The sequence below is a fragment of the Micromonospora reichwaldensis genome (assembly GCF_031845925.1).
GTDB classification, from domain to species: domain Bacteria; phylum Actinomycetota; class Actinomycetes; order Mycobacteriales; family Micromonosporaceae; genus Micromonospora; species Micromonospora reichwaldensis.
Genome location: NZ_JAVRFL010000054.1, coordinates 17,530 through 38,087 on the forward strand (window position 1 = coordinate 17,530; position 20,558 = coordinate 38,087).

Annotated in this window: 17 protein-coding genes; 9 read left to right on the plus strand and 8 right to left on the minus strand. The window is 75.5% G+C overall.

Features of this window, described 5'->3' with window-relative positions; genetic code table 11:
* The first annotated feature begins 195 nt into the window (after positions 1-195).
* The 3 genes from lipA to RM555_RS29305 all read left to right on the plus strand — a co-directional run bounded on the left by lipA (position 196) and on the right by RM555_RS29305 (position 4,043).
* On the plus strand, positions 196-1,245 hold the full coding sequence (lipA, locus tag RM555_RS29295; RefSeq protein ID WP_311414750.1) for a lipoyl synthase: 1,050 nt from the start codon (positions 196-198) through the stop codon (positions 1,243-1,245).
* A gap of 64 nt (positions 1,246-1,309) precedes the next feature.
* Positions 1,310-2,929 (plus strand): hypothetical protein, encoded by a 1,620-nt coding sequence (locus RM555_RS29300; RefSeq protein ID WP_311414751.1) that lies wholly within the window; start codon positions 1,310-1,312, stop codon positions 2,927-2,929.
* A gap of 424 nt (positions 2,930-3,353) precedes the next feature.
* The gene (locus tag RM555_RS29305) at positions 3,354-4,043 is read left to right on the plus strand and encodes a DUF4191 domain-containing protein (protein WP_132236063.1); all 690 of its coding nucleotides are present in this window, start codon (positions 3,354-3,356) and stop codon (positions 4,041-4,043) included.
* Positions 4,044-4,102: 59 nt separating this feature from the next.
* On the opposite strand, the gene RM555_RS29310 is transcribed toward RM555_RS29305, so the two are convergent.
* Positions 4,103-4,504, minus strand: coding sequence for an RDD family protein (locus RM555_RS29310; protein WP_132236061.1), 402 nt, complete (start codon positions 4,502-4,504; stop codon positions 4,103-4,105).
* A 263-nt stretch (positions 4,505-4,767) separates the two neighbouring features.
* On the opposite strand from RM555_RS29310, the gene glnA reads away from it, so the two are divergent.
* The 3 genes from glnA (at position 4,768) to RM555_RS29325 (ending at position 7,995) form a co-directional block, all read left to right on the plus strand.
* Positions 4,768-6,192: a type I glutamate--ammonia ligase gene (glnA, locus tag RM555_RS29315; protein WP_132236059.1), complete on the plus strand. Its 1,425-nt coding sequence runs from the start codon at positions 4,768-4,770 to the stop codon at positions 6,190-6,192.
* 436 nt (positions 6,193-6,628) lie between these two features.
* Positions 6,629-6,988, plus strand: coding sequence for a PadR family transcriptional regulator (locus RM555_RS29320; RefSeq protein ID WP_132237346.1), 360 nt, complete (start codon positions 6,629-6,631; stop codon positions 6,986-6,988).
* Positions 6,985-7,995, plus strand: coding sequence for a hypothetical protein (locus tag RM555_RS29325; protein WP_311414752.1), 1,011 nt, complete (start codon positions 6,985-6,987; stop codon positions 7,993-7,995). The genes RM555_RS29320 and RM555_RS29325 overlap by 4 nt, the downstream gene beginning before the upstream one ends.
* 129 nt (positions 7,996-8,124) lie before the next feature.
* Here RM555_RS29325 and RM555_RS29330 read toward each other — a convergent pair whose 3' ends face one another.
* From RM555_RS29330 to RM555_RS29345, 4 genes are all read right to left on the minus strand, one after another.
* Positions 8,125-8,874, minus strand: a complete 750-nt coding sequence (locus RM555_RS29330; protein WP_311414753.1) for a phosphotransferase — start codon at positions 8,872-8,874, stop codon at positions 8,125-8,127.
* Positions 8,875-8,940: 66 nt separating this feature from the next.
* Positions 8,941-10,410 carry a polyprenol phosphomannose-dependent alpha 1,6 mannosyltransferase MptB gene (mptB, locus tag RM555_RS29335; protein ID WP_311414754.1) on the minus strand — a complete coding sequence of 490 codons (1,470 nt, stop codon included), beginning with the start codon at positions 10,408-10,410 and terminating at the stop codon, positions 8,941-8,943.
* Between the two features lie 107 nt (positions 10,411-10,517).
* Positions 10,518-11,918 carry a polyprenol phosphomannose-dependent alpha 1,6 mannosyltransferase MptB gene (gene mptB, locus RM555_RS29340; RefSeq protein ID WP_311414755.1) on the minus strand — a complete coding sequence of 467 codons (1,401 nt, stop codon included), beginning with the start codon at positions 11,916-11,918 and terminating at the stop codon, positions 10,518-10,520.
* Positions 11,919-12,003: 85 nt separating this feature from the next.
* Positions 12,004-13,590: a hypothetical protein gene (locus tag RM555_RS29345; RefSeq protein ID WP_311414756.1), complete on the minus strand. Its 1,587-nt coding sequence runs from the start codon at positions 13,588-13,590 to the stop codon at positions 12,004-12,006.
* Between the two features lie 210 nt (positions 13,591-13,800).
* On the opposite strand from RM555_RS29345, the gene RM555_RS29350 reads away from it, so the two are divergent.
* Positions 13,801-14,508, plus strand: coding sequence for an SAM-dependent methyltransferase (locus RM555_RS29350; RefSeq protein ID WP_311414757.1), 708 nt, complete (start codon positions 13,801-13,803; stop codon positions 14,506-14,508).
* Between the two features lie 33 nt (positions 14,509-14,541).
* On the opposite strand, the gene RM555_RS29355 is transcribed toward RM555_RS29350, so the two are convergent.
* The 3 genes from RM555_RS29355 to RM555_RS29365 all read right to left on the minus strand — a co-directional run bounded on the left by RM555_RS29355 (position 14,542) and on the right by RM555_RS29365 (position 19,067).
* Positions 14,542-17,640, minus strand: a complete 3,099-nt coding sequence (locus RM555_RS29355) for a bifunctional [glutamine synthetase] adenylyltransferase/[glutamine synthetase]-adenylyl-L-tyrosine phosphorylase (RefSeq protein ID WP_311414758.1) — start codon at positions 17,638-17,640, stop codon at positions 14,542-14,544.
* The gene (locus tag RM555_RS29360; RefSeq protein ID WP_132237334.1) at positions 17,640-18,407 is read right to left on the minus strand and encodes a type 1 glutamine amidotransferase; all 768 of its coding nucleotides are present in this window, start codon (positions 18,405-18,407) and stop codon (positions 17,640-17,642) included. The genes RM555_RS29355 and RM555_RS29360 overlap by 1 nt, the downstream gene beginning before the upstream one ends.
* Before the next feature lie 69 nt (positions 18,408-18,476).
* Positions 18,477-19,067: a TetR/AcrR family transcriptional regulator gene (locus RM555_RS29365; RefSeq protein WP_311414759.1), complete on the minus strand. Its 591-nt coding sequence runs from the start codon at positions 19,065-19,067 to the stop codon at positions 18,477-18,479.
* A gap of 76 nt (positions 19,068-19,143) precedes the next feature.
* Here RM555_RS29365 and RM555_RS29370 point away from each other — a divergent pair, with 76 nt between their 5' ends.
* Both RM555_RS29370 and RM555_RS29375 read left to right on the plus strand, forming a co-directional pair.
* The gene (locus tag RM555_RS29370) at positions 19,144-19,560 is read left to right on the plus strand and encodes a VOC family protein (RefSeq protein ID WP_311414760.1); all 417 of its coding nucleotides are present in this window, start codon (positions 19,144-19,146) and stop codon (positions 19,558-19,560) included.
* A gap of 100 nt (positions 19,561-19,660) precedes the next feature.
* Positions 19,661-20,536 (plus strand): S66 peptidase family protein, encoded by an 876-nt coding sequence (locus tag RM555_RS29375; RefSeq protein WP_311414762.1) that lies wholly within the window; start codon positions 19,661-19,663, stop codon positions 20,534-20,536.
* Positions 20,537-20,558: the final 22 nt, after the last annotated feature.

Below are 20,558 nucleotides of genomic sequence, written 5' to 3' on the forward strand. Positions count from 1 at the left end.
TCTTCCCGCAGCTCGGGAGGGTCTTCGCGCGCCCGGTGCCAGACCGCCTCGCAGCAACCGGCGGCTCTCTTCAACTGGCGGGTCGGGGCGCTAGTCGGCTCCGTCACAGCTCTGGCGGGCACGCTAGCACCCCGGCCGAGGCTCCTGTGACTGGTTTTTCCCGGCCCCGGTGTCCGGCGTCACAACACTCCCGGGGTGACGCCGGTCGCCCGAGCTACATCGACGGCGGCCGTCGGGCGTAGGCTCGGTTTTGTGACGATCGAGCACTCCGCGCCGACGACCGGCCAGGCAGCGCGCACGACGACGCCCGCCCCCGAGGGGCGGCGCCTCCTGCGGATCGAGGCGCGCAACGCCGAGACGCCGATCGAGCGCAAACCGCCGTGGATCAAGGTCAAGGCCAAGATGGGGCCGGAGTACACCCAGCTGCGCGGGCTCGTCTCGCGCGAGGGGCTGCACACCGTCTGCCAGGAGGCCGGCTGCCCCAACATCTACGAGTGCTGGGAGGACCGGGAGGCCACCTTCCTCATCGGTGGCGACCAGTGCACCCGGCGCTGCGACTTCTGCCAGATCGACACCGGCAAGCCGGCCGAGTTCGACGCCGACGAGCCGCGCCGCGTCGCCGAGTCGGTGGTCTCGATGGGCCTGCGCTACGCGACCATCACCGGGGTAGCCCGCGACGACCTGCCCGACGGCGGCGCCTGGCTCTACGCCGAGACCGTCCGGCAGATCCACGCCCTCCAGCCCGGCTGCGGCGTCGAGCTGCTGATCCCCGACTTCAACGCGGTCCCCGAGCAGCTCGCCGAGGTCTTCGGCGCCCGGCCGGAGGTGCTCGCCCACAACGTGGAGACCGTGCCGCGGATCTTCAAGCGGATCCGGCCGGCCTTCCGCTACGAGCGGTCGCTGGACGTGATCCGGCAGGCCCGCGCCGACGGGCTGGTCACCAAGTCCAACCTGATCCTGGGCATGGGCGAGGAGCGCGCCGAGGTCTCCCAGGCGCTGCGCGACCTGCACGAGGCCGGCTGCGAGCTGATCACCATCACGCAGTACCTGCGCCCCACCCCCCGGCACCACCCCGTCACCCGCTGGGTCAAGCCGGAGGAGTTCGTCGAGCTGCGCGAGGAGGCCGAGGAGATCGGCTTCGCGGGCGTGATGAGCGGGCCGCTGGTGCGCTCGTCGTACCGGGCCGGGCGGCTCTACCGGCAGGCGCTCGAGGCCCGCGAGGGCCTTCCGGTCACCGCCGGCTGACCACCCCGGCGACGCGCCGGCACCGTTCGACCACGGGCCGGCGGCAAACTGCCATGATCGGCTCATGACGGTCGGCGTACGCCAGCGGTGGCGTGACTCGCGTCCCGCGCTCCCGCCCGACCGGCCCGTGCTGCCGACCGTCCTCGCCGTGCTCGCCGTCGTGGCCGGGACCGGCTACCGCCTCGGCCTGCTGCTGCACGACGCGCCGCCGACCAACAGCGACGAGGCCACCATGGGCCTGGCCGCGCTGCACATCTCCCGCGGGCAGGAGTTCCCCGTCTGGTTCTACGGCCAGGCGTACATGGGCACGCTGGAGGCCTACCTGGCCGCGCCGGTGTTCGCGCTGGTCGGCCCGTCGACGCTCGGGCTGCGCCTGCCCACCCTCGCCCTGTACGCGGTCTTCGTCGTGCTCGCCTGGCGGCTGACGCTGCGGCTGACCGGGGACCACTGGTTCGCCCTGCTCGTCGTGGCGCTGCTGGCGCTCGGCTCGGACCGGGTGGTGAAGAACCAGCTCATCGCCGGGGGCGGGTACCCGGAGATGAACGCGGCCGGGGTGGCGCTGGCCATGCTGGCGTACGACCTGGCGGCCGGCCGGCCGGGACGCCGGCTGCCGCGCTGGGCGGGGTGGGGCTTCCTGGCCGGGCTGATGCTCTGGGTGGACCCGCTGGTGCTGCCGTACGTGGCGGCGACCGGCGCGGTGCTTCTCGCGTACGGCCGGCGGGAGCTGCGCGGCCGGGCCGGGGTGCTGCTCGGTGCCGCCGCGCTCGTCGGGGCCGGGCCGCTGCTGGTGCACAGCCTGGCGACGGGGCGCAATCCGGTCGCGGCGGTGCTCGCCGCCGGTGGCTCGGGGCAGCCCGCCGGCTGGGCGGAGCGGCTGCACGGCGGGCTGGTGCTCGGCCCGCCGCTGGGCATGGGCTTCTGCTCCCCCAGCCACTGCACGCCCGGCCAGCTCTGGTGGGCGGTCGCCCTCCCCCTGCTGCTCCTCGCGGCGGCCCTCTCGGCCTGGCGCGCGCTGCGCCCACCCGTCGCAGATCTTGGACAGTTGCCGTTCAGGGCCGACGGCAACTGTCCAAGATCCATCGTGGCGACCGGCGGGGCGGTCCGGCTCGCCCTGGTGGGCGCGGCCGTCGGGACGCTCGCCCTGTACACGGCCAGCAGTGCCGCGGGCCGCACGCCGGTGGAAAGCTCCCGGTACCTGTCCTGCCTGCTCATCTCCGTTCCGGCCCTGCTCTGGCCGCTCTGGTCGGCCGCCCGCCGGGGTATGACGGGTGTCGCGGCGGTCCTGGTGCTCGCGGCGACGCTGGGCACCGCCGCCGTGGCCACCGCCGGCGCGGTCGACGCCGCGCCGGCCGCCCGCGCCGCCGAGGCCCGGCACGCCGGACTGGTCGCCGCGCTGCGCCAGCGGGGCGTCCGGCACGTGTACGGCGGTTACTGGACCTGCAACCGGCTCACCTTCGCCACCCGCGAGGACGTGCTCTGCGCGGTCGTCGACGACGACCTGCGCCCGGGGCACGACCGGTACCTGCCGTACCGCCGGGCGGTGCGGCAGTCGACGGCACCGGCCTGGGTCGCGCCGGCCGGCTCACCGCTGGCGGCCCGCCTGGACGAGCGCCGGCACGCCGACCCGGCCGCGTTCGACCTGGTCACCGTCCCCGGCTGGCGGATCTACCTGCCCCGCTCCTGACCGACGCCTCCACCCCAGGCCAGGGCGCGGTCCACCAGTTCCTCGGCGGTGGCGCGGGCCCCGGCGAGCCGCAGCCGGCGCGGGCCCCGGCGAGCCGCAGCCGGCGCGGGCCCGGGCAAGCCGCAGCCGGCGCGGGCCCGGGCAAGCCGCAGCCGGCGCGGGCCCGGGCAAGCCGCAGCCGGCGCCCAGCTGGAGCCGGTGCAGCCCGGCGGAGCCGGAGCCCAGGGCGGGCCGGCGCCGAGCTGGAGCCAGGGCGGGCCGGCGCGGAGCTGGAGCCGGTGCGGGCCGGACACGCACGGGAGGTCGGTCCGGGTCCGCCCGCTCCCCCGTCCTCCTCGCGGCCCTCGGCAGCGGTACGGCGGCGTGAGGTACCCAGCCCCGGCCGCGGACAACGCGACGTGCGGCGACCACTAGACTCTGCGGCATGGCAAAGCCCCAGGAGAAGGTCTCGTTCGGCCAGCGGCTGAAGCAGATCGGGATGGTGTTCAAGTTCACCGCCAAGCAGGACCGGTGGTTCGCGCCGTTGGCCGCCGGCGCGGTGCTGATCCCGCTCGCGCTCACCGTGGTCGCGGTCCTGCTCTGGGGCTGGATCTGGCTGCCGCTGGGCATCCTGTTCGCCCTGCTCTGCCTGCTGATCGTGCTCAACCTGCGGTCCAACCGGGCGATGATGAACGCCGCCGAGGGGCAGCCCGGCGCGGCGGCCCAGATCATGGAGAGCATGCGGGGCGACTGGCGGGTGACCCCGGCGGTCAGCTCCACCACGCAGATGGACATGGTCCACCTGGTCATCGGCCGGCCCGGGGTGATCCTGCTGGCGGAGGGCAACCCGCAGCGGGTACGCGGGCTGCTCGGCCAGGAGAAGCGGCGGCTGGCGAAGGTGATCGGCTCCGCTCCGCTCTTCGACTACGTGATCGGGCAGGAGGAGGGCGAGCTGCCGATCCGCAAGCTGCGCATGACGCTGATGCGGCTGCCGCGCAACCTCAGTGGCAAGGACGTCAACTCGCTGGACAAGCGGCTCAAGGCGCTCACCGCCCGCCCGCAGATGCCCAAGGGCGCGATCCCGAAGAACATGCGGCCCGCGCGGGGCGCGTTCCGCCAGACGCGCGGTCGCTGACCTTCCGACGCGTACGCGAAAGAGCCGGGCCTGCTCGCGGGCCCGGCTCTTCGTGCTTCTCAGGGGCGGGGGGCGTCGGTGACGACGGAGCCCGCCAGGCGGTCGTGCAGGCCGCGGCGGTGGCCGTCCATCAGCAGGGCCGGGACGACCAGGGCGAGCAGCAGGCCGCGCAGCAGTGCCCGGGCCACCCCGATGCGACCGCCGTCGGCCCAGGCGACGCAGCGGACCTTCGTGATGAACATGCCCGGCGTCTGCGCGAAGAGCCCGAGGAAGAAGCCGTACTCGACGATCAGCACCAGCACGGGCGCCCACCCGTCACGGACCGGGTCGGCGAAGCCCCCGGCGACGAGCAGGCAGAGCACCCAGTCGATCACCAGCGCGCCGAACCGGCGCCCCAGGCTGGGCGGGGTGAAGGCGGGATCCGACGCGGGCGGTACGGGGCGATCATGCGGCTTGGTCACAACGGTCAAGGGTATCCAGGGGGTGTGGACGGATCGGTGACGGTCGCCCGCACCCGGGCAGCAAAAAGGGGCGAAAGCGAGCAAGTGTCAATAGAATGGCACAGCCGGTGGTGTCCCGTCGCCCGGTCCGGCCCGCCCGAGCGGCGCGGATGACGCTCCGCGAGGGACGTAACACGGCAGAAACACTCAAGACATGGCCGGGCAACCGCGCGGCCATAGCGTCGCCAAGAGCCTAGCCACCCGTGGACGTGCCAGGAGGACGTGTGTTCGCCAATCCCGAGGAACTCCTGCGATACCTCAAGAACGAGGACGTGAGGTTCGTCGACGTACGGTTCTGTGACCTGCCCGGCGTGATGCAGCACTTCAACCTGCCGGTCGAGTCCGTCGACGATGCCTTCTTCACCGAGGGCCTAGCCTTCGACGGGTCGTCGATCCGCGGTTTCCAGGCGATCCACGAGTCGGACATGCTCCTGCTCCCGGACGTCGCCACCGCCTTCATCGACCCCTTCCGGGCGCAGAAGACCCTCGCGCTCAACTTCTTCATCCACGACCCGTTCACCCGCGAGGCCTACAGCCGGGACCCGCGCAACGTGGCGAAGAAGGCCGAGGCCTACCTGGCCGCCAGCGGCATCGCCGACACCGCGTACTTCGGCGCGGAGGCGGAGTTCTACATCTTCGACTCCATCCGCCACGAGACCTCGGCGCACCAGTCGTTCTACTACATCGACTCGATCGAGGGCGCCTGGAACACCGGCCGCGAGGAGCCGGGCGGCAACCGCGGCTACAAGACCGCGTACAAGGGCGGCTACTTCCCGGTGCCGCCGGTCGACCACCTCGCCGACCTGCGCGACAGCATCGTGCGCCGGCTGGTCGACAGCGGGTTCACCGTGGAGCGCTCGCACCACGAGGTGGGCACCGCCGGCCAGTCCGAGATCAACTACCGGTTCTCGACGCTGCTGCACGCGGCCGACCAGCTCCAGCTCTTCAAGTACATCGTGAAGAACGAGACCTGGGCCAACGGCAAGACCGCCACGTTCATGCCGAAGCCGCTCTTCGGCGACAACGGCTCCGGCATGCACACCCACCAGAGCCTGTGGCTCAACGGCGAGCCGCTGTTCTACGACGAGACCGGCTACGCCGGCCTGTCGGACATGGCCCGCTGGTACATCGGCGGTCTGCTGCACCACGCCCCGTCGCTGCTGGCCTTCACCAACCCGACGGTCAACTCGTACCGCCGGCTGGTGCCGGGCTTCGAGGCGCCGGTCAACCTGGTCTACTCGCAGCGCAACCGCTCCGCCTGCACCCGCATCCCGGTGACCGGCAGCAACCCGAAGGCCAAGCGCGTCGAGTTCCGCGTGCCGGACCCGTCGGCCAACGTCTACCTGGCCTTCTCGGCGATGATGATGGCCGGCCTCGACGGCATCAAGAGCAAGATCGAGCCGCCGGCGCCGATCGACAAGGACCTCTACGACCTCCCGCCGGAGGAGTGGGGCGACGTCAAGCAGGTGCCGGGCTCGCTGTCGGCGGTGCTCGACTCCCTCGAAGCCGACCACGACTACCTGCTCGACGGCGGGGTGTTCACCCCCGACCTGATCTCGACCTGGATCGAGTGGAAGCGCACCAACGAGGTCGACCCGGTGCGCCTGCGCCCGACCCCGCACGAGTTCGCCATGTACTTCGACTGCTGACGCAGCAGAACACCCCAGGAAGGCCCCGGCTCCCCCGGGGCCTTCCTGCGTGTCACCGCACCCCTGCCGCGCCACGCACCTTCCCGCCCACAGCCACCCGCCCTCGGCCCACCCGCCCTCGGCCTGACTGCCCCCGGCCCGACCAACTCCGCCCCGACCTCCCCAGCCGACCGGCCCCGGCGCGACCGCCCTCCGCCCGACCGGCTCCGGCGCGACCGCCCTCCGCCCGACCGGCTCCGCGATCGCGGCCGGTGGAACACCATGGGTGTCACGGGAGGGCTTTGACACCCGTGGTGTTCCACTCGACGCGCGATCGGCGCCCCTACCTCGCCCGTCGAGGTGCCGATCGGCGTCTCCAGCGCGCCGTCGAGGCGGCCGGAGCAGGTTCAGCACGTAACGGGCCACTGCATATCTTCGCGTCCGTTATATTGCTGGCGTGGACACACCGCTGCGCGAACCCACCTTCCTGATCCTCACCGCGCTGGCCGGCGAGCCGATGCACGGCTACGGCCTGATCGGCGAGGTCGCCGCCCTCTCCGACGGGCGCGTGTCGCTGCGGCCCGGCACCCTCTACGGCGCGCTCGACCGGCTGACCGACGCCGGCCTGGTCGAGGTCGACCGCGAGGAGGTGGTGGATGGCCGACTGCGCCGCTACTACCGCCTCTCCCCCGCCGGCGACGCCACGCTGAGCGCCGAGACCGAGCGCCTGCGCCGCAACGTCGAGGCCGCCACCGCCCGCCTGCGCGCCCGCGCGGCCCGACCGCTCGCCCCGCGTACCGCCGGGGGGTTGGCATGAGCGAGCTGGAGCGGCGCTACCACCGCCTGCTGCGCGCCTACCCGGCCGAATACCGGCGGGCGCGCGGCGCGGAGATCGTCGGCACCTACCTCGACCTGGCCGGGCCGGGGCGACGCTGGCCCTCGCCCGCGGACGCCGCGGACCTCGTGCGCGGCGGCCTGCGCCAGCGGCTGCGGGCCGCCGGGGCCGCCGACCTGATCCCGGGCGTACGCCTCGCCGCCGTCCTCGCCTTCCTCACCGCGACGGCGCTGGCGGGGACCTGGTCGGGGCTGGAGCTGCACCCGCCGATGGCGCAGTGGGGCGTGCCGCATGCCGGACCGTTCGTCTCGCTCGGGATCGGGGTGTGGGCGGCCTGGCTGCTCGCCGCGGCCGTGCACGCGGCGGCACCGGGTCGGTGGACCCGCCGCGCGGTGGCCCTGGCCCTGCTACTCACGGTCGCGGTCGTACCGGTTGCGGCCCTCGCGGGCCTGCCCCGACCACCGCTGTTCGTGCTGCTGCCACAGGTCGGGCTGGGGCTGGTGGCGCTGGCCCTGCCCGAACGGCTGCCGGCGCTGATCCGGACGGCGCCCCTGCTCGCGGTGGCCGCCGCCGGCCTCACGAGTGTCAACCTGCTGCCCCGCTACGACTCCTACGTCAGCTACCACGGCTGGACGGCGAGCGGGATCCTGCCCGGCGCCGCCGTGACGCTGCTCGGCGTGGTGCTGCTGCTCGGCGCGGGGCTGGCCCTGCGGGCCGACCACCGGGGCGGCTGGGCGCTGCTGGTGCTGCTGCCCCCGGTCGGCTTGCTCTTCCTTCAGCCGCTGGCCGGCGCGCTCGACGGCAACATGCGCGGCGCACCCAACCCCGGCTGGGACGCCCTCGCCGCGACGGCCGTCGTGGTCGGCCTGGCCGGCCCCGCGCTGCTGCCGTTGGCGATCGCCCTGCGCAAACGCCTACGCGGACCCGGGCCGGTCGGCACCAGCGACCGCTGCCCAACCTGCGGGCGTACCACCGAGCGGGTCCCGTGAACAAGGGGCAGCGGCACCCGGGCGGCGGGTGGCGGGGCTCCGCCTCGGCGCCAGGTGGCGACATCCGGCCTCGGCGGTGAGGGGCGGAGCGGCCCTCGCCGAGGTTCGCTCGCGGTGGCGGGAGGGCGGTCAGCGCAGGGCCGCCTCCCATTCCCGCGTGTGGGCGGCGAGGTGGTCGGCGGTGGCCAGCCAGTACGGGCCGTCCTCGGTCCAGATCCGGGCCCACGGCTCGCGCCGCTGCTCCGCGCCCTCGCGCAGCAGGTCGTACATCGCCCGGGCGCGGCGGCCGAGCATTCCGGCCAGGGCCGGGCGGGACGCCTCGTCGAGGCGGTAGCCGTCGGCGAAGGCGCGCAGCCGGGCCGCCGACTCGGCCACCGGCCGGTCCGGGCGCAGGCCGGCCATGCTCTGCGCGGCGTACACGACGTCCCACAGCCGGGAGCCCGGCGCGGCGGCGTCCCAGTCGATGAGCACCCAGCCCCGGTCCGCCCTGATCAGGTTCCAGGGGGCCACGTCGTTGTGGCAGACGAGTTCCTCCCGGTCGGGCGGGATGAGCCGCTGCCACGCCGCGCCGGCCGGCGGGGTGAAGCCGGCCAGCGCCTCGTGCAGCTCGGCCAGCATCCGGCCGATCGCGAACAGGTCCGCCACCGGGTACGTGCCCGACGCCGCGCCGACCTCGCCGGGGACGTACTCCAGCACCTGCCGGCCCTGCGCGTCCCGGCCCAGGGGTCGGGGCGCGCCGGAGAATCCCACCGCGTGCAGGTGTTCCAGCAGGGCGTCCACCGCCTCGGTCCAGGGGCCGGCCGGACGGCGCACGGTGTCGCCGACGCGCACCACACCGGCGGTGGCGTTGCCCGGTAACGGTTCCTCGGCTGCGCTCATCCCACGATCATGGACCTGCCAGCCGCAGCGCGCCACGGACCTCAGCCGGGCGCGCGGCACGGCCCCTCAGTCCGGGCATGCGGCACCGGCCCGGCGGAGTCGGAGCAGGCCCCACACCGCCAGCCCGGCCGCCAGCGCGGTCATCGCCAGCGCGCCCGGGGCCTTGCTGAACCGGGCCAGGTTGGTGCCGTCGGGCAGGGCGAGGAAGGCCGCCGCCGCGCAGGGCGCCACGAACCAGGTCGTACGCGTCGCGGCGACCGCGAGCAGCGTCAGCGGCCAGGTGGCGTACCAGGGGTGGAAGACCGGGGCCAGCGCGACCGTGGCGGCCAGCGCCAGCCCGGCCCCGAGCAACGCGGCCCGGGGGCGGGCGGCGTCCGGGCGGGCCACCCGCTGCCCCACGCCGCTCGCCCGGCGCAGCCCCGTCCAGGCCCGCCACCACAGCGCCGCCACCAGCACGGCGAGCAGCAGCAGGGCCGCCGCGCGGGTGACCGGCACCGCGCCCGGCTCCCGGCCGGCGAGCCCGCCCGCGTAGTCGACGACGAAGCCGACCGCCGTGGGCGGGGACGTCCACTGCTCCGAGTCGCCGCTGCGGGTCAGCCCGCCCACCCAGCCGAGCCCGAGCCCGGAGAGCAGCGAGGTGACGGCCACCGCGCCGAGCACCCCGCCGGCCAGCCAGCCGCCGTCGCGCAGCAGCGCCCGTACGGTGTGGCGGCCGGGCACGGCGGCCAGCGCCGCGAACGGGAGCACGACCACGGCGGTCGCCTTCACGGTCACCGCCAGCCCGAGCAGCGCCCCGGCCAGCAGCAGCGGCCCCGGCCTGCCGGGCCGGCGGACCAGCACGAGCAGGCCCAGCGTCAGCAGGCCGAGCATCACCGCGTCGTTGTGCGCGCCGGCGATCAGGTGCACCCCGACCAGCGGGCCGGCCAGCGCCAGCCAGGCCGCCCGGCGGGTGGGCACGCCGGTGGCCCGGGCCAGCCCGACCAGGCAGACGGCGGTCAGCAGCACCCCCGCGACCGCGAGCAGCCGGAACGCCACGATCGCGCCCACCAGGCCGCCGCCCAGGGTCACGGCCAGCGCGGCGAGCAGCACGAAGAACGGCCCGTACGGCGCCGGCGTGTCCCGCCAGATCGGGGCGACCGCGTCCACCCAGGGGCAGCCGGCCCCGGCCACGCCGACGGCGTACGGGTCGACGCCGTGCGCGTACGCCCAGCCCTGGCAGGCGTACGAGTAGACGTCCCGGCTGCCCAGCGGTGGCGCGGCCAGCAGCGGCAGCGCCCACAGCCCGGCGGTCCGGTACGCCCACCGCGTCGACGGCGCCCCCCGGCGCAGCGCCCACCAGGCGCCGACCAGCAGGCTCGTGCCGACGAGCCAGGCGCCGAGCGTCAGTGGCCCACCGTCGGAGCGCCACCCGCCCGCCGGGCTTGCGCCCCGCGGCGTCGACGGCAACGCGCCACCGAGCCACCCGGCGACGGCCAACAGCACCGCCCCGACCAGCCCGGCGTAACGCGCGAGCCGGGCGGCAACGGGAGGCGGCAAGGGGTCAGACGACGGCAACGGCGGGCGGTCACCCGACAGCGATGGCGACGAGGGGTCAGGCGGCGGGTCTGGCGGGGTGCCGGGAGTGGTCACCGGCGTCCCTCTCCTCAGTCCACGGCGGCCGGCCGGCGGGCCGCCCGGGCCGACCGTACCAAGCGGACCACCACCACGATCACGAACAGCGTCATCAGCGGCGCCCCGACGGTCTTGGTGTACCGGGGCAGCCCCGTGCCGTCGGCGAGCACCAGGAACGACGAGAGGATCGCGACGACCGCGAACCACCCGGTGCGCCGGGCCGTGGCCGCGAGCACCGCCAGCGGCCACGTCCAGTACCAGGGGTGGTAGAGCGGGGCGAGCGCGACGGTGGCGGCCAGCGCCAGGCCGGCGTGCCAGATCGGCTCCCGGGTGCGCGCCCGCCACCACAGCCAGAGCAGCACCAGCGCCAGCGCCGCCATGCCGATCCCCCGGGTGGCCGGCAGCGGGTCGCCGTGCCAGCCGAACGGCGCGGCGAGGTAGCCGACGGTCTGCCCCACCGCCGTCGACGGCGAGGTCCAGGCGACCACCAGGCCGCCCTGCTCCAGCCCGGTCACCCAGCCGAAGCCGAGGCCGGTGGCGAGGGTCGCGCCGATCACGGCGGCGACCGCCCCGCCGACCACCCAGCCGCCGTCGCGCAGCAGCGCCCTGATCGAGTACGCCCCGACGATCGCGGCCAGCGCGGCGAACGGCACCACGACCAGCGCGGTCACCTTGATGGCGGCGGCGAGCCCGAGCAGCACTCCCCCGCCGAGCAGCGGCCCGGGGCGGCCCGGCCGGGACACCACCACGGCCAGCCCGGCGACGAGCAGCCCCACCATCAGCGCGTCGTTGTGCGCCCCCGAGACCAGGTGCACCCCGATCACCGGCGAGCCCAGCGCCAGCCAGACCGCCCGGCCGGCCGGTACGCCGCAGCGGCGGGCCAGCGCCGGCAGGCTGGCCGCGGTCAGCCCCACTCCGACGACGGCGAGCAGCCGGAACAGCACGATGCTGCCGACCAGCGACCCGGTCGCCTCGACCACCGCACCGGCGAGCAGCACGAACAGCGGCCCGTACGGCGCCGCGGTGTCCCGCCAGATGTAGGAGATGCTGTCCAGCCACGGGCACGGCAGAGCGGAGACGCCCTGCTCGTACGGGTTGAGCCCGGCGGCGTAGCTGGCGCCCTGGCAGGCGTACGCGTAGACGTCCCGGCTGCCCAGCGGCGGCGTGAGAAGCAGCGGCAGCAGCCACAGCCCGACGGTGACCAGCGCCCAGCGGGTCGACGGCACACGGTCGCGCAGCGCCCACCAGGCGTACGCCATCGCGCCGGTGCCGACCGCCCAGGTGGCGATGATCAGCGGGCCGTACGGGCCCTGCCAGATGCTGACCGGGGTGGGGCGCAGGTCGCCGTCGGGGAACGCTCCGCCGAGGAACGCGGCCACGGCGAGCAGCGTCGAGCCGGCCAGGCCGATCCAGCGCGCGAGGTGGTGAGGCACGCCGGACATGCTGCCAGTACGGCGGCCGGGCGCCCACGGGTGGGCGCTGCCCGGTGTCTCCCGGGCGGTCACGGCCGGTGTCGCGTCACGAGGGCTCTGGCCCGCACTGCCCCGCCGGCGAGAGGCTGCTGGTGATCCGGAACGTGCCGGCGGCCCGGGCGCGGACGGTCGTCCAGTCGTCGGGACCGGGGCGCAGGCAACCGTCGGCGCCCGGCAGCGACAGCCAGCGGGACCAGCGCACACGTACCAGGACGTCGGCGGGGGCGTCGACGGTGAACCGCACGCCGGCGGCGGTGGACTCGACGAGCCTGGCCGGAGGGGAGACCAGTGGTGCCGGATCCACCACCTCGTAGAGCCGCCACCGCCCGGGCCGCGCCACCTCACGCAGGTACGGCTGCCCGGCGAGCACGAGGGCCGCCTCGCTTCGCGCGTACCGGTCGGGGACGTCCTCGGGCGCCACGGCCACGAAGCTGACCGCGTTGCGCCGCAGCCAGTCGCCGTACTCGGCCGCGTCGGGTCCCGAGCCGTAGAACAGCGGGTTGCGGTCCACGTCGACCTGCCGCTCCCAGCCGCGCGCCAACGGCACCGCCTCCGCCACGTACGCGCTCTCCCAGTGGTCGCGCAGCGGCACCACCTCGACCCGGCCAACGGGTGCCCGCCGACGCAGTTCGTCCAGCAACGGTTCGTGGAACGCGGCGTGCACGGGTGCGGAACCCATCCGGGCCAGGTCGCTGGTCATCACCGGCGACTGCCACCAGAGCAGGGCGGCCAGCAGGGCGGCCAGCCACCGCGAGCCGAGCGTGGCGAACGCGGCGACGACCGGTAGCGCGAAGAGCATCGGCAGGCGCAGCGCGTTCGACCCGATCGGGGTGGGCAGGTAGTAGGCCGCCACGAGCAGCAGCGCGCTGAGCGCGGCACCGACGCGCAGGACCCGGACCGGCACGAACGCGAGCACCGCGACGGCGAGCGCGACGTTGATCCGCATGGACTCGGCGGTGAAGGGTTGCCGGCCGCCGTTGCCGAACAGCAGCGCCATCGGTCCGATCGCGGCCAGCGGGGCCAGGCACAGCACCAGGCCCTCCGCCCGCAGCCCGCGCAGCGACCGCGCCCGCCACGCGTCGGTGACCAGCAGGGCTCCCCCGGCCAGCCCGGTGAACAGGCCGGCGACCGGGCTGCCCCAGGTCGCGAGGGCTCCCAACGCCGCAGCCAGCACCAGCCGCCCCCGGCGAGGGCCGCGGCGGGAGGCGACGGCGCAGAGGGCCAGCAGGCCCAGCATCAGGCCGACCGCGAAGGTGATCCGGCCGCTGGCCAGGTTTCCCACCAGCACCACGGCACCGAGCACCCCGCCGACCAGCGGCCGGCGGGCCCGCGCCCGGATCAGCAGCCAGGCCAGCGCCACGGCGGAGACGACCGCCGCGATCGCGCCGACCACCCGTGTCCCGACCGCCGCACCGAGCGTCTGGGTGTAGAGGCTGTAGCCGAACTGGTTGACCCCGCCGTACCAGGAGAAGTCGACGGGGGCGAGGCCGTGACGTGCGGCGAAGCCGGCGCGGGCCGCCTGCGCGGCCAGGTCGGTGCCCATGGACGGCGCGAGCAGGAACGCGCCCGCCAGCACGGCCGCCACCAGGAGCGTGCCGCGCAGGGTGCGACGGACGGCGCGCGTCGCGTCCACGTCTCCCCGCCCGTGAGCGGTGGATGGTTCGGCGGTGTTCGTCGGCACCGGGCAGTCCTACCACGTCAGCCGGCCCGTCGCCGGGTCGGGGCGGCGGCGCGCCGACCGGCCCGGATTTGCCGTTCCGGCAACGTTTCTTGCTCCCTCTGCCGCCGGGCGCGCACGATCGACGGGTCAGGTCACGCAGGCAGCGCAGCAGGAGGACGAGACGTGCACCACGACACGACGGCCGGGCAGCACCGGCACGACGACACCAGCGCGACCTCCGGCCACGACGGGCGGCGGCACCCGGACGTGGACGAGGAGACCGCGCGGTTCTGGGAGGAGCACTACGGGCGGCACGAGAGGGTCTGGAGCGGCCGGGCGAACCCGATCCTGGTCGACGTCGCCGGCTCGCTGCCGGCCGGCACCGTGCTGGACCTCGGCTGCGGGGAGGGCGGCGACGCGCTCTGGCTGGCCGCGCGGGGCTGGCGGGTGACCGCCGTCGACGTCTCCGAGACCGCCCTGGCCCGGGCGGCCGAGGAGGCGGCCGCCGCCGGGGTCACGTCCCGCATCGAGTTCCGCCGGCACGACCTCACCCGGACCTTCCCGCCGGGCACGTACGACCTGGTCTCCGCGCAGTTCCTCCAGTCGCCGCTGGAGCTCCCCCGGGCGGAGCTGCTGCAATCGGCGGCCCGGGCCGTGGCCCCCGGCGGCCGGCTGCTGATCGTCGAGCACGGCGAGGTCCCGCCGTGGGGGCGGCACGACCACGCGCACGCCCGCTTCTCCACCCCGCAGGAGACCCTGGCCGCGCTCGATCTCGACCCCGACCGGTGGGACACCGAGCGGCTCGACGCCCCGCGCCGGCAGGCCACCGGCCCGAACGGCGAGCCCGGCGAGCTGGTCGACCACGTGGTGCTGGTGCACCGCCGCCGCTGAGTTCCGCAGCGACGACCCGGCCGGGCGGCGGGTTCAGGAGTCGAGCACCCGTTCCATCGCCGCCCGGGAGCGGCGGCAGGTCCGCAGGTACTCGTCGAGGAACTCGCCGGGATCGTCGCGGCCCAGCAGCCGGACCACCCCGGCCAGCTCGACGCCGTGCCGGGGCAGCTGGTCGCCCTCCCGGCCCCGGACCAGCATCAGCGCGTTGCGGACCTGCGCGGCCAGCGTCCAGCCGGCCGCCATCTCCGTGGCGTCCGTCGGGTCGACCAGGCCCGCGTCCCGGGCCGCCGCGAGGGCGTCGAGCGTACGCGTGCCGCGCAGCGCCGGGATCGCCCCCGCGTGCCGGAGCTGGAGCAGCTGCACCGCCCACTCGACGTCGGCGAGGCCACCCCGCCCCAGCTTGGTGTGGGTGGCCGGGTCGGCGCCCCGGGGCAGCCGCTCGTGCTCCACCCGCGCCTTGATCCGGCGGATCTCCACCACCTGCTCGCGGCTCAGCCCGTCGGCCGGGTAGCGCACCGGGTCGACCATCGCCACGAACTCGGCGCCGAGGTCGGCGTCGCCGCAGACGAACCGGGCGCGCAGCAGCGCCTGCGCCTCCCACACCTTCGACCAACGGGCGTAGTACTGCGCGTACGCGGCGAGGCTGCGCACGAGCGGGCCCTGTCGGCCCTCGGGGCGCAGGTCGGCGTCCACGCCCAGCGCCGGGTCGGGCGCGGGCATCCCGAGCAGCCGGCGCAGCTCCTCGGCGATCGCGCGGGCGGAGCTGGCCGCGCCGTCGCCCGCACCGGCGGGCGCGTCGTAGACGAAGAGCACGTCGGCGTCGGACAGGTAGTTCGACTCGTAGCCGCCGAGGCGGCCCACGCCGATGACGGCGAAGCGCAGCCCCGGCACGGGCGGTTGGGCCGCCCGGGCGGCCCGCAGCGCGGCGGCCAGGGTGGCATCGGTGACGTCCGCCAGGGCGGTGCCGACGGCTGTCACGTCGGCCAGGCCCAGCGCCGCGCGCCCGCCGTCGGGCCGGGGCGGCGACGGGGCCAGCGAGCCGGCCCGGCTCAGCAGGTCGGCGCAGGCGATCCGGACCAGTTCCCGGCGGCGCAGCGCGCGGATCGCCCGGGTGGCCTCGACCGGGTCGGCGTGCCGGGCCGCCGCGGCGGCGAAGCCCTCGCAGAGGACCGTGCGGGGCCGGGGCGCCAGCTCGCTCTCCTCGGCCAGCAGCCGCAGCGCCTCCGGCTCGCGGGCCAGCAGGTCGGCGGCGTACCGGGAGGAGGAGAGCACCCGGGCCAGCCGGCGGGCCACCGGCCCGGAGTCGCGCAGCAGGCGCAGGTACCAGGGGGTGCTGCCGAGCTTGTCGGAGACCTGCCGGTAGTTGAGCAGGCCGCGGTCCGGCTCGGGGGCGTCGGCGAACTCGCTGAGCAGCACCGGCAGCAGGGTGCGCTGGATGGCGGCGGTGCGGCTCACCCCGCCGGTGAGGGCCTGGAGGTGACGCAGCGCCCCGGCGGGGTCGGCGAAGCCGAGGATCTCCAGCCGGTGCCGGGCCGCCTCGGGGGTCAGCCGCAGCCCGTCGGCCGGCACCCGGGCCACCGACTCCAGCAGCGGCCGGTAGAGCAGCTTGGCGTGCAGGCGGCGTACCTCGGCGGCGTGGGTGACCCACTCGGCGCGGAACTCCTCGACGGCGCTGCGGCCCGGCGTGGCGGTGTGGCCCAGCGCGGCGGCCAGCCAGCGCAGCGCGGTCGGCTCGGTCGGCACGGTGTGGGTGCGGCGCAGCCCCTGGAGCTGGAGGCGGTGCTCGACGCCACGCAGGAAGCGGTAGCCGCGCAGCAGCGCCTCGCCGTCGGCCCGGCCGACGTAGCCGCCGGCGACCAGCGCGCGCAACGCCGGGATGGTGCCGGGCACCCGCAGCGACTCGTCGCCCCGGCCGTGCACCAGTTGCAGCAGCTGCACGGCGAACTCGATGTCGCGCAGCCCGCCCGGACCCCGCTTGATCTCGCGCTCCAGCTCCTTCGGCGGGATGTTGTCGATGATCTTGCGCCGCATGGCGCGGACGTCCTCGACCGCCTCGGGCCGCTCGGCGGCCCGCCACACCAGCGGGGCGAGCTGGTCGATCCACTCCCGGCCCAGCGCCAGGTCGCCGGCCGCCGGCCGCGCCTTGAGCAGCGCCTGGAACTCCCAGGTGCGCGCCCACCGCCGGTAGTAGGCGAGGTGGCTGGCCAGCGTCCGGACCAGCGGCCCACGGTTGCCCTCCGGGCGCAGGGCGGCGTCGACGGGCCAGGCGACCAGCCCGCAGACGTGGATGAGCCGGGTGGCGATGGTGGTGGCCGCGGCGAGGTCGTCGTCCTCGGCGGCCACGAAGATCACGTCGACGTCGGAGACGTAGTTCAGCTCGTCGCCGCCGCACTTGCCCATCGCCACGACGGCCAGCCGGGGCCGGGGGGTGCCCGCCGGCAGCTCGCCGACCGCGATCTCGTACGCCGCCGCCAGGGTCGCGTCCGCCAGCGCGGAGAGCGCGGCCATGGTCTGCTCCAGGCCCCGGCCGCCGGTCAGGTCGGCCGCCGCGATCCGCAACAGCGCCAGCCGGTACGCCCTGCGCAGCACCGCCACCGGCTGCCCGTCGCCGGACAGGTCGAGCCGCCCCTCGGCGGTCGGCGCCAGCCCGTCCGGGGCGGTGCACAGCGCCGGCCACTGGTCCGGGTTGGCGACCAGGTGGTCGCCGAGCGCCGACGAGGCGCCGAGGACGGCGATCAGCCGGCGGCGCAGGCCGGGGTCGTCGGCGAGCCCCGCCAGCAGCGCCGACGGCACCTGCTCCGGGGCCGCCCGACGCTCGGGGTCGACCGGCGTCCCGGGGTGCGCCCTGCCCCCGGAACGGCCCGTGGCTTGGCCGGCGCCGTTCGCGGCCATCCGGCGCTCGGCCTCGACGATGCGGTGCAGCTGGCGCAGCGCCAGGTCCGGGTCGGCGGCCCGGGAGAGCGCGGCGAGCAGCTCCGCCGCCCGGCCGTCCGTGGGCTCCTGCACGTCCGGCCGCCACAGTCCCAGCCCGTCCGGGCCGAGCAGGTCGGCGGCGCGGGTGGCGCCGGCACCGCCGTCGGTGCCGAAGCCGTAGCGGGCGAGCCGTCCCGCGGCCCTGGCCGGCCGGCTCATCACTGCCCGAGCAGGGGCAGGCTGCGGCGGGGCGTGGCGTCCTCCAGCTCACCGAGGGCCAGCGCGGCGAACCGGGCGGCGAACGGCTGCCAAACCTCCTCGACGTCGACCATCACGTCGTGGCAGGCCGCCACCACCAGGTCGGGGTCGTAGCCCAGCTCGGCCAGCAGCCTCGAGTCGGCGGCCCAGTCGGCGATCATGGCGGTGTCGCACTCGATGTGGAACTGCAACCCCCAGGCCCGGTCGCCGAGGCGGAACGCCTGGTGGGGGTAGCGGGTGGAGGCCGCCAGCAGGGTGGCGCCGCGGGGCAGCTCGGTGATCTCGTCGGCGTGCCACTGGAACACGTCGGGGATCAGCGGGACGTAGCGGAACAGCGGGTCGGTGTCGGCGGCGTCCCGCTTGCCGACCACGCAGGGGCCGACCTCCGGGCCGCTCGGGCTGCGTACGACCTCACCGGCGTGCGAGGTGGCCAGCAGCTGCGCGCCGAGGCAGATGCCGAGGGTCGGCACCCGGTGCCGGACGGCCTTGCGCAGCAGCCCCTCCAGCGCCGGCAGCCAGGGCGCGGCGGGCGACCCGTCCGGCAGCGGGTACGGCGCCATCGCGCCGCCGAGCACGACCAGCGCCGAGTATCCCTCCAGGTCGGCGGGGATCTCGTCACCGGCGTGGGCGCGGACCACCCACAGGTCGAGGCCGGCCTCGGTCAGCCACTCGCCCAGCCGGCGGACGTCGTCGGTCGGGTCGTTCTCGATCACCAGCGCGGTAGCCACGACGTCGAGGCTAGCCGGTGGCCCGGACGGACCCCGGAACGCCTCCACCGGCGCGGCGGACGATCGGACTCAGGGGGCGCGCAGCGCGTCGAGCATCCGGGCCAGGGCGGTACGGGTGTCGGCCAGGGCGGTCGGGTCGGCCGCCCCGGCGATCCAGAGCGCCGCCTCGTTCATCGCACCCGAGAGCAGATGGGTCAGGGGCGCCACCGGCTGCGGCGCGATCAGCCCCTCCTCGATCAGCAGGGTCAACGCGTCGGCCAGGTGCCGGCCCGACGCCGCCTCGTCCAGCGCGCGCCACTCGTTCCAGCCGAGCACCGCCGGGCCGTCGATCAACATGATCTGCTGGATCTCGGGATCGGTGCTCGCGGTGAGGAACGCCTGGCAGCCCGCCGTGAACCGGGCCCACGGGTCCTCCTCGGCGTCGGCGGTCGTGGCGACCCGGTGGGCCACCTCCCGCTGCACCTCCGCCAGCACCGCCCGGAACAGCTCGGCCTTGCCGGCGAAGTGGTGGTAGAGCGCGCCCTTGGTGACTCCGGCCACCCGCACGATCTCCGCCAGGCCGACCGCCGCGTAGCCCCGGGTGGCGAACAGCTGCCGGCTCTCGGCCACCAGGGCCCGCCGGGTCTGTTCCCGCTGCTGCGCCCGGACACCCTCGGTCATCGCGCCCCCTCGTTGACATACCAACGGTATGTGAAATACGGTCCTCGACATACCGATGGTATGCGAAAGGGTCGAGATGAACCTGACCAGCTTCTACCCCGTCGTCTGCACCGCGCAGCTGCGCGAGTCACACGACTTCTACCGACGCTTCTTCGGCTTCGAGACGACCTTCGAGGCCGACTGGTACGTGAGCCTGCGCCGACCGGGACCGCCCGCGTACGAACTGGCGCTGCTCGACCACCAGCACCCGACGCTGCCCGAGGCGTACCGGGCACCCGTGCGAGGACTCCTGCTCAATCTGGAGGTGACCGACGTCGACGCCGAATGGGAGCGGCTCGTCGTCCGGGGCGGACTGCACGCCGAACTACCGCTGCGCGACGAGGACTTCGGGCAGCGGCACTTCATCGTCGCCGCACCCGACCGGGTGCTGATCGACGTGATCACGCCCATCCCACCGTCGGGGGCGTACGCCGAGCAGTACCTCGACGGATGAGCCGCCCGCGCGACTAGGCTCTGCCGCTGTGTCCGACCTCGCCCGCACCAGTCCCGCCACCGCCGTACGACCGCCGGCGCTGCGCCCCGGCGACACGGTGATGCTGGTGTCGCCGTCCGGGCCGACCCGGCCGGAACGGGTGGCCCGGGGCGTCGAGCTGCTCACCGGCTGGGGACTGCGGCCGGTGCTGGCGCCGAACGCGTACGCCCGGCAGGGCTACCTCGCCGGCGCGGACGACCTGCGCGCCGCCGACCTGAACGCGGCGTTCGCCGATCCCGAGGTGCGCGGGGTGATCTGCACCCGGGGCGGCTACGGCGCGCAGCGGATCGTCGACGCGATCGACATGGCCGCCGTACGCCGCGACCCGAAGGTGGTCGCCGGGTTCTCCGACATCACGGCGTTGCAGTTCGCGCTCTGGCGGGGCGCCCGGCTGGCCGGCGTGCACGGCCCGGGGGCGGCCTGGCTGGACGAGCGCACGCCGCTGCGCTCGGCCGAGTCGCTGCACGCCGCCCTGATGACCACCGAACCGGTCGCGGTGAGCGCCGTCGCCGAGGAGGAGACCTTCGCGGTACGCGTACCCGGCCGGGCCACCGGCCCGCTGCTGGGCGGCAACCTCTGCCTGGTCGTGGCGTCGCTGGGCACCCCGGACATGCCGGACCTGACCGGCGCGCTCCTGCTCGCCGAGGACGTCCAGGAGCCGCCCTACAAGGTGGACCGGATGCTCACCCAGCTCCGCCGCGCCGGGGTCCTGGACGGGCTGGCCGGGATCGCGGTGGGCCAGTTCACCGACTGCGCGGACGGCTGGTCGGTCGGCGTGGCCGACGTGCTCTCCGAGCGCCTCGGCGACCTCGGCGTCCCCGTCCTCGGCGGCCTGCCGATCGGTCACGGCCCCGGCCAGCTCACCGTCCCCGTGGGCACCGAGGCCACCCTCGACACGGAAACCGGCACCCTGACGGTCACCCCCGCCGTCCACTGACCCACCCACCCCACCCCCGGCC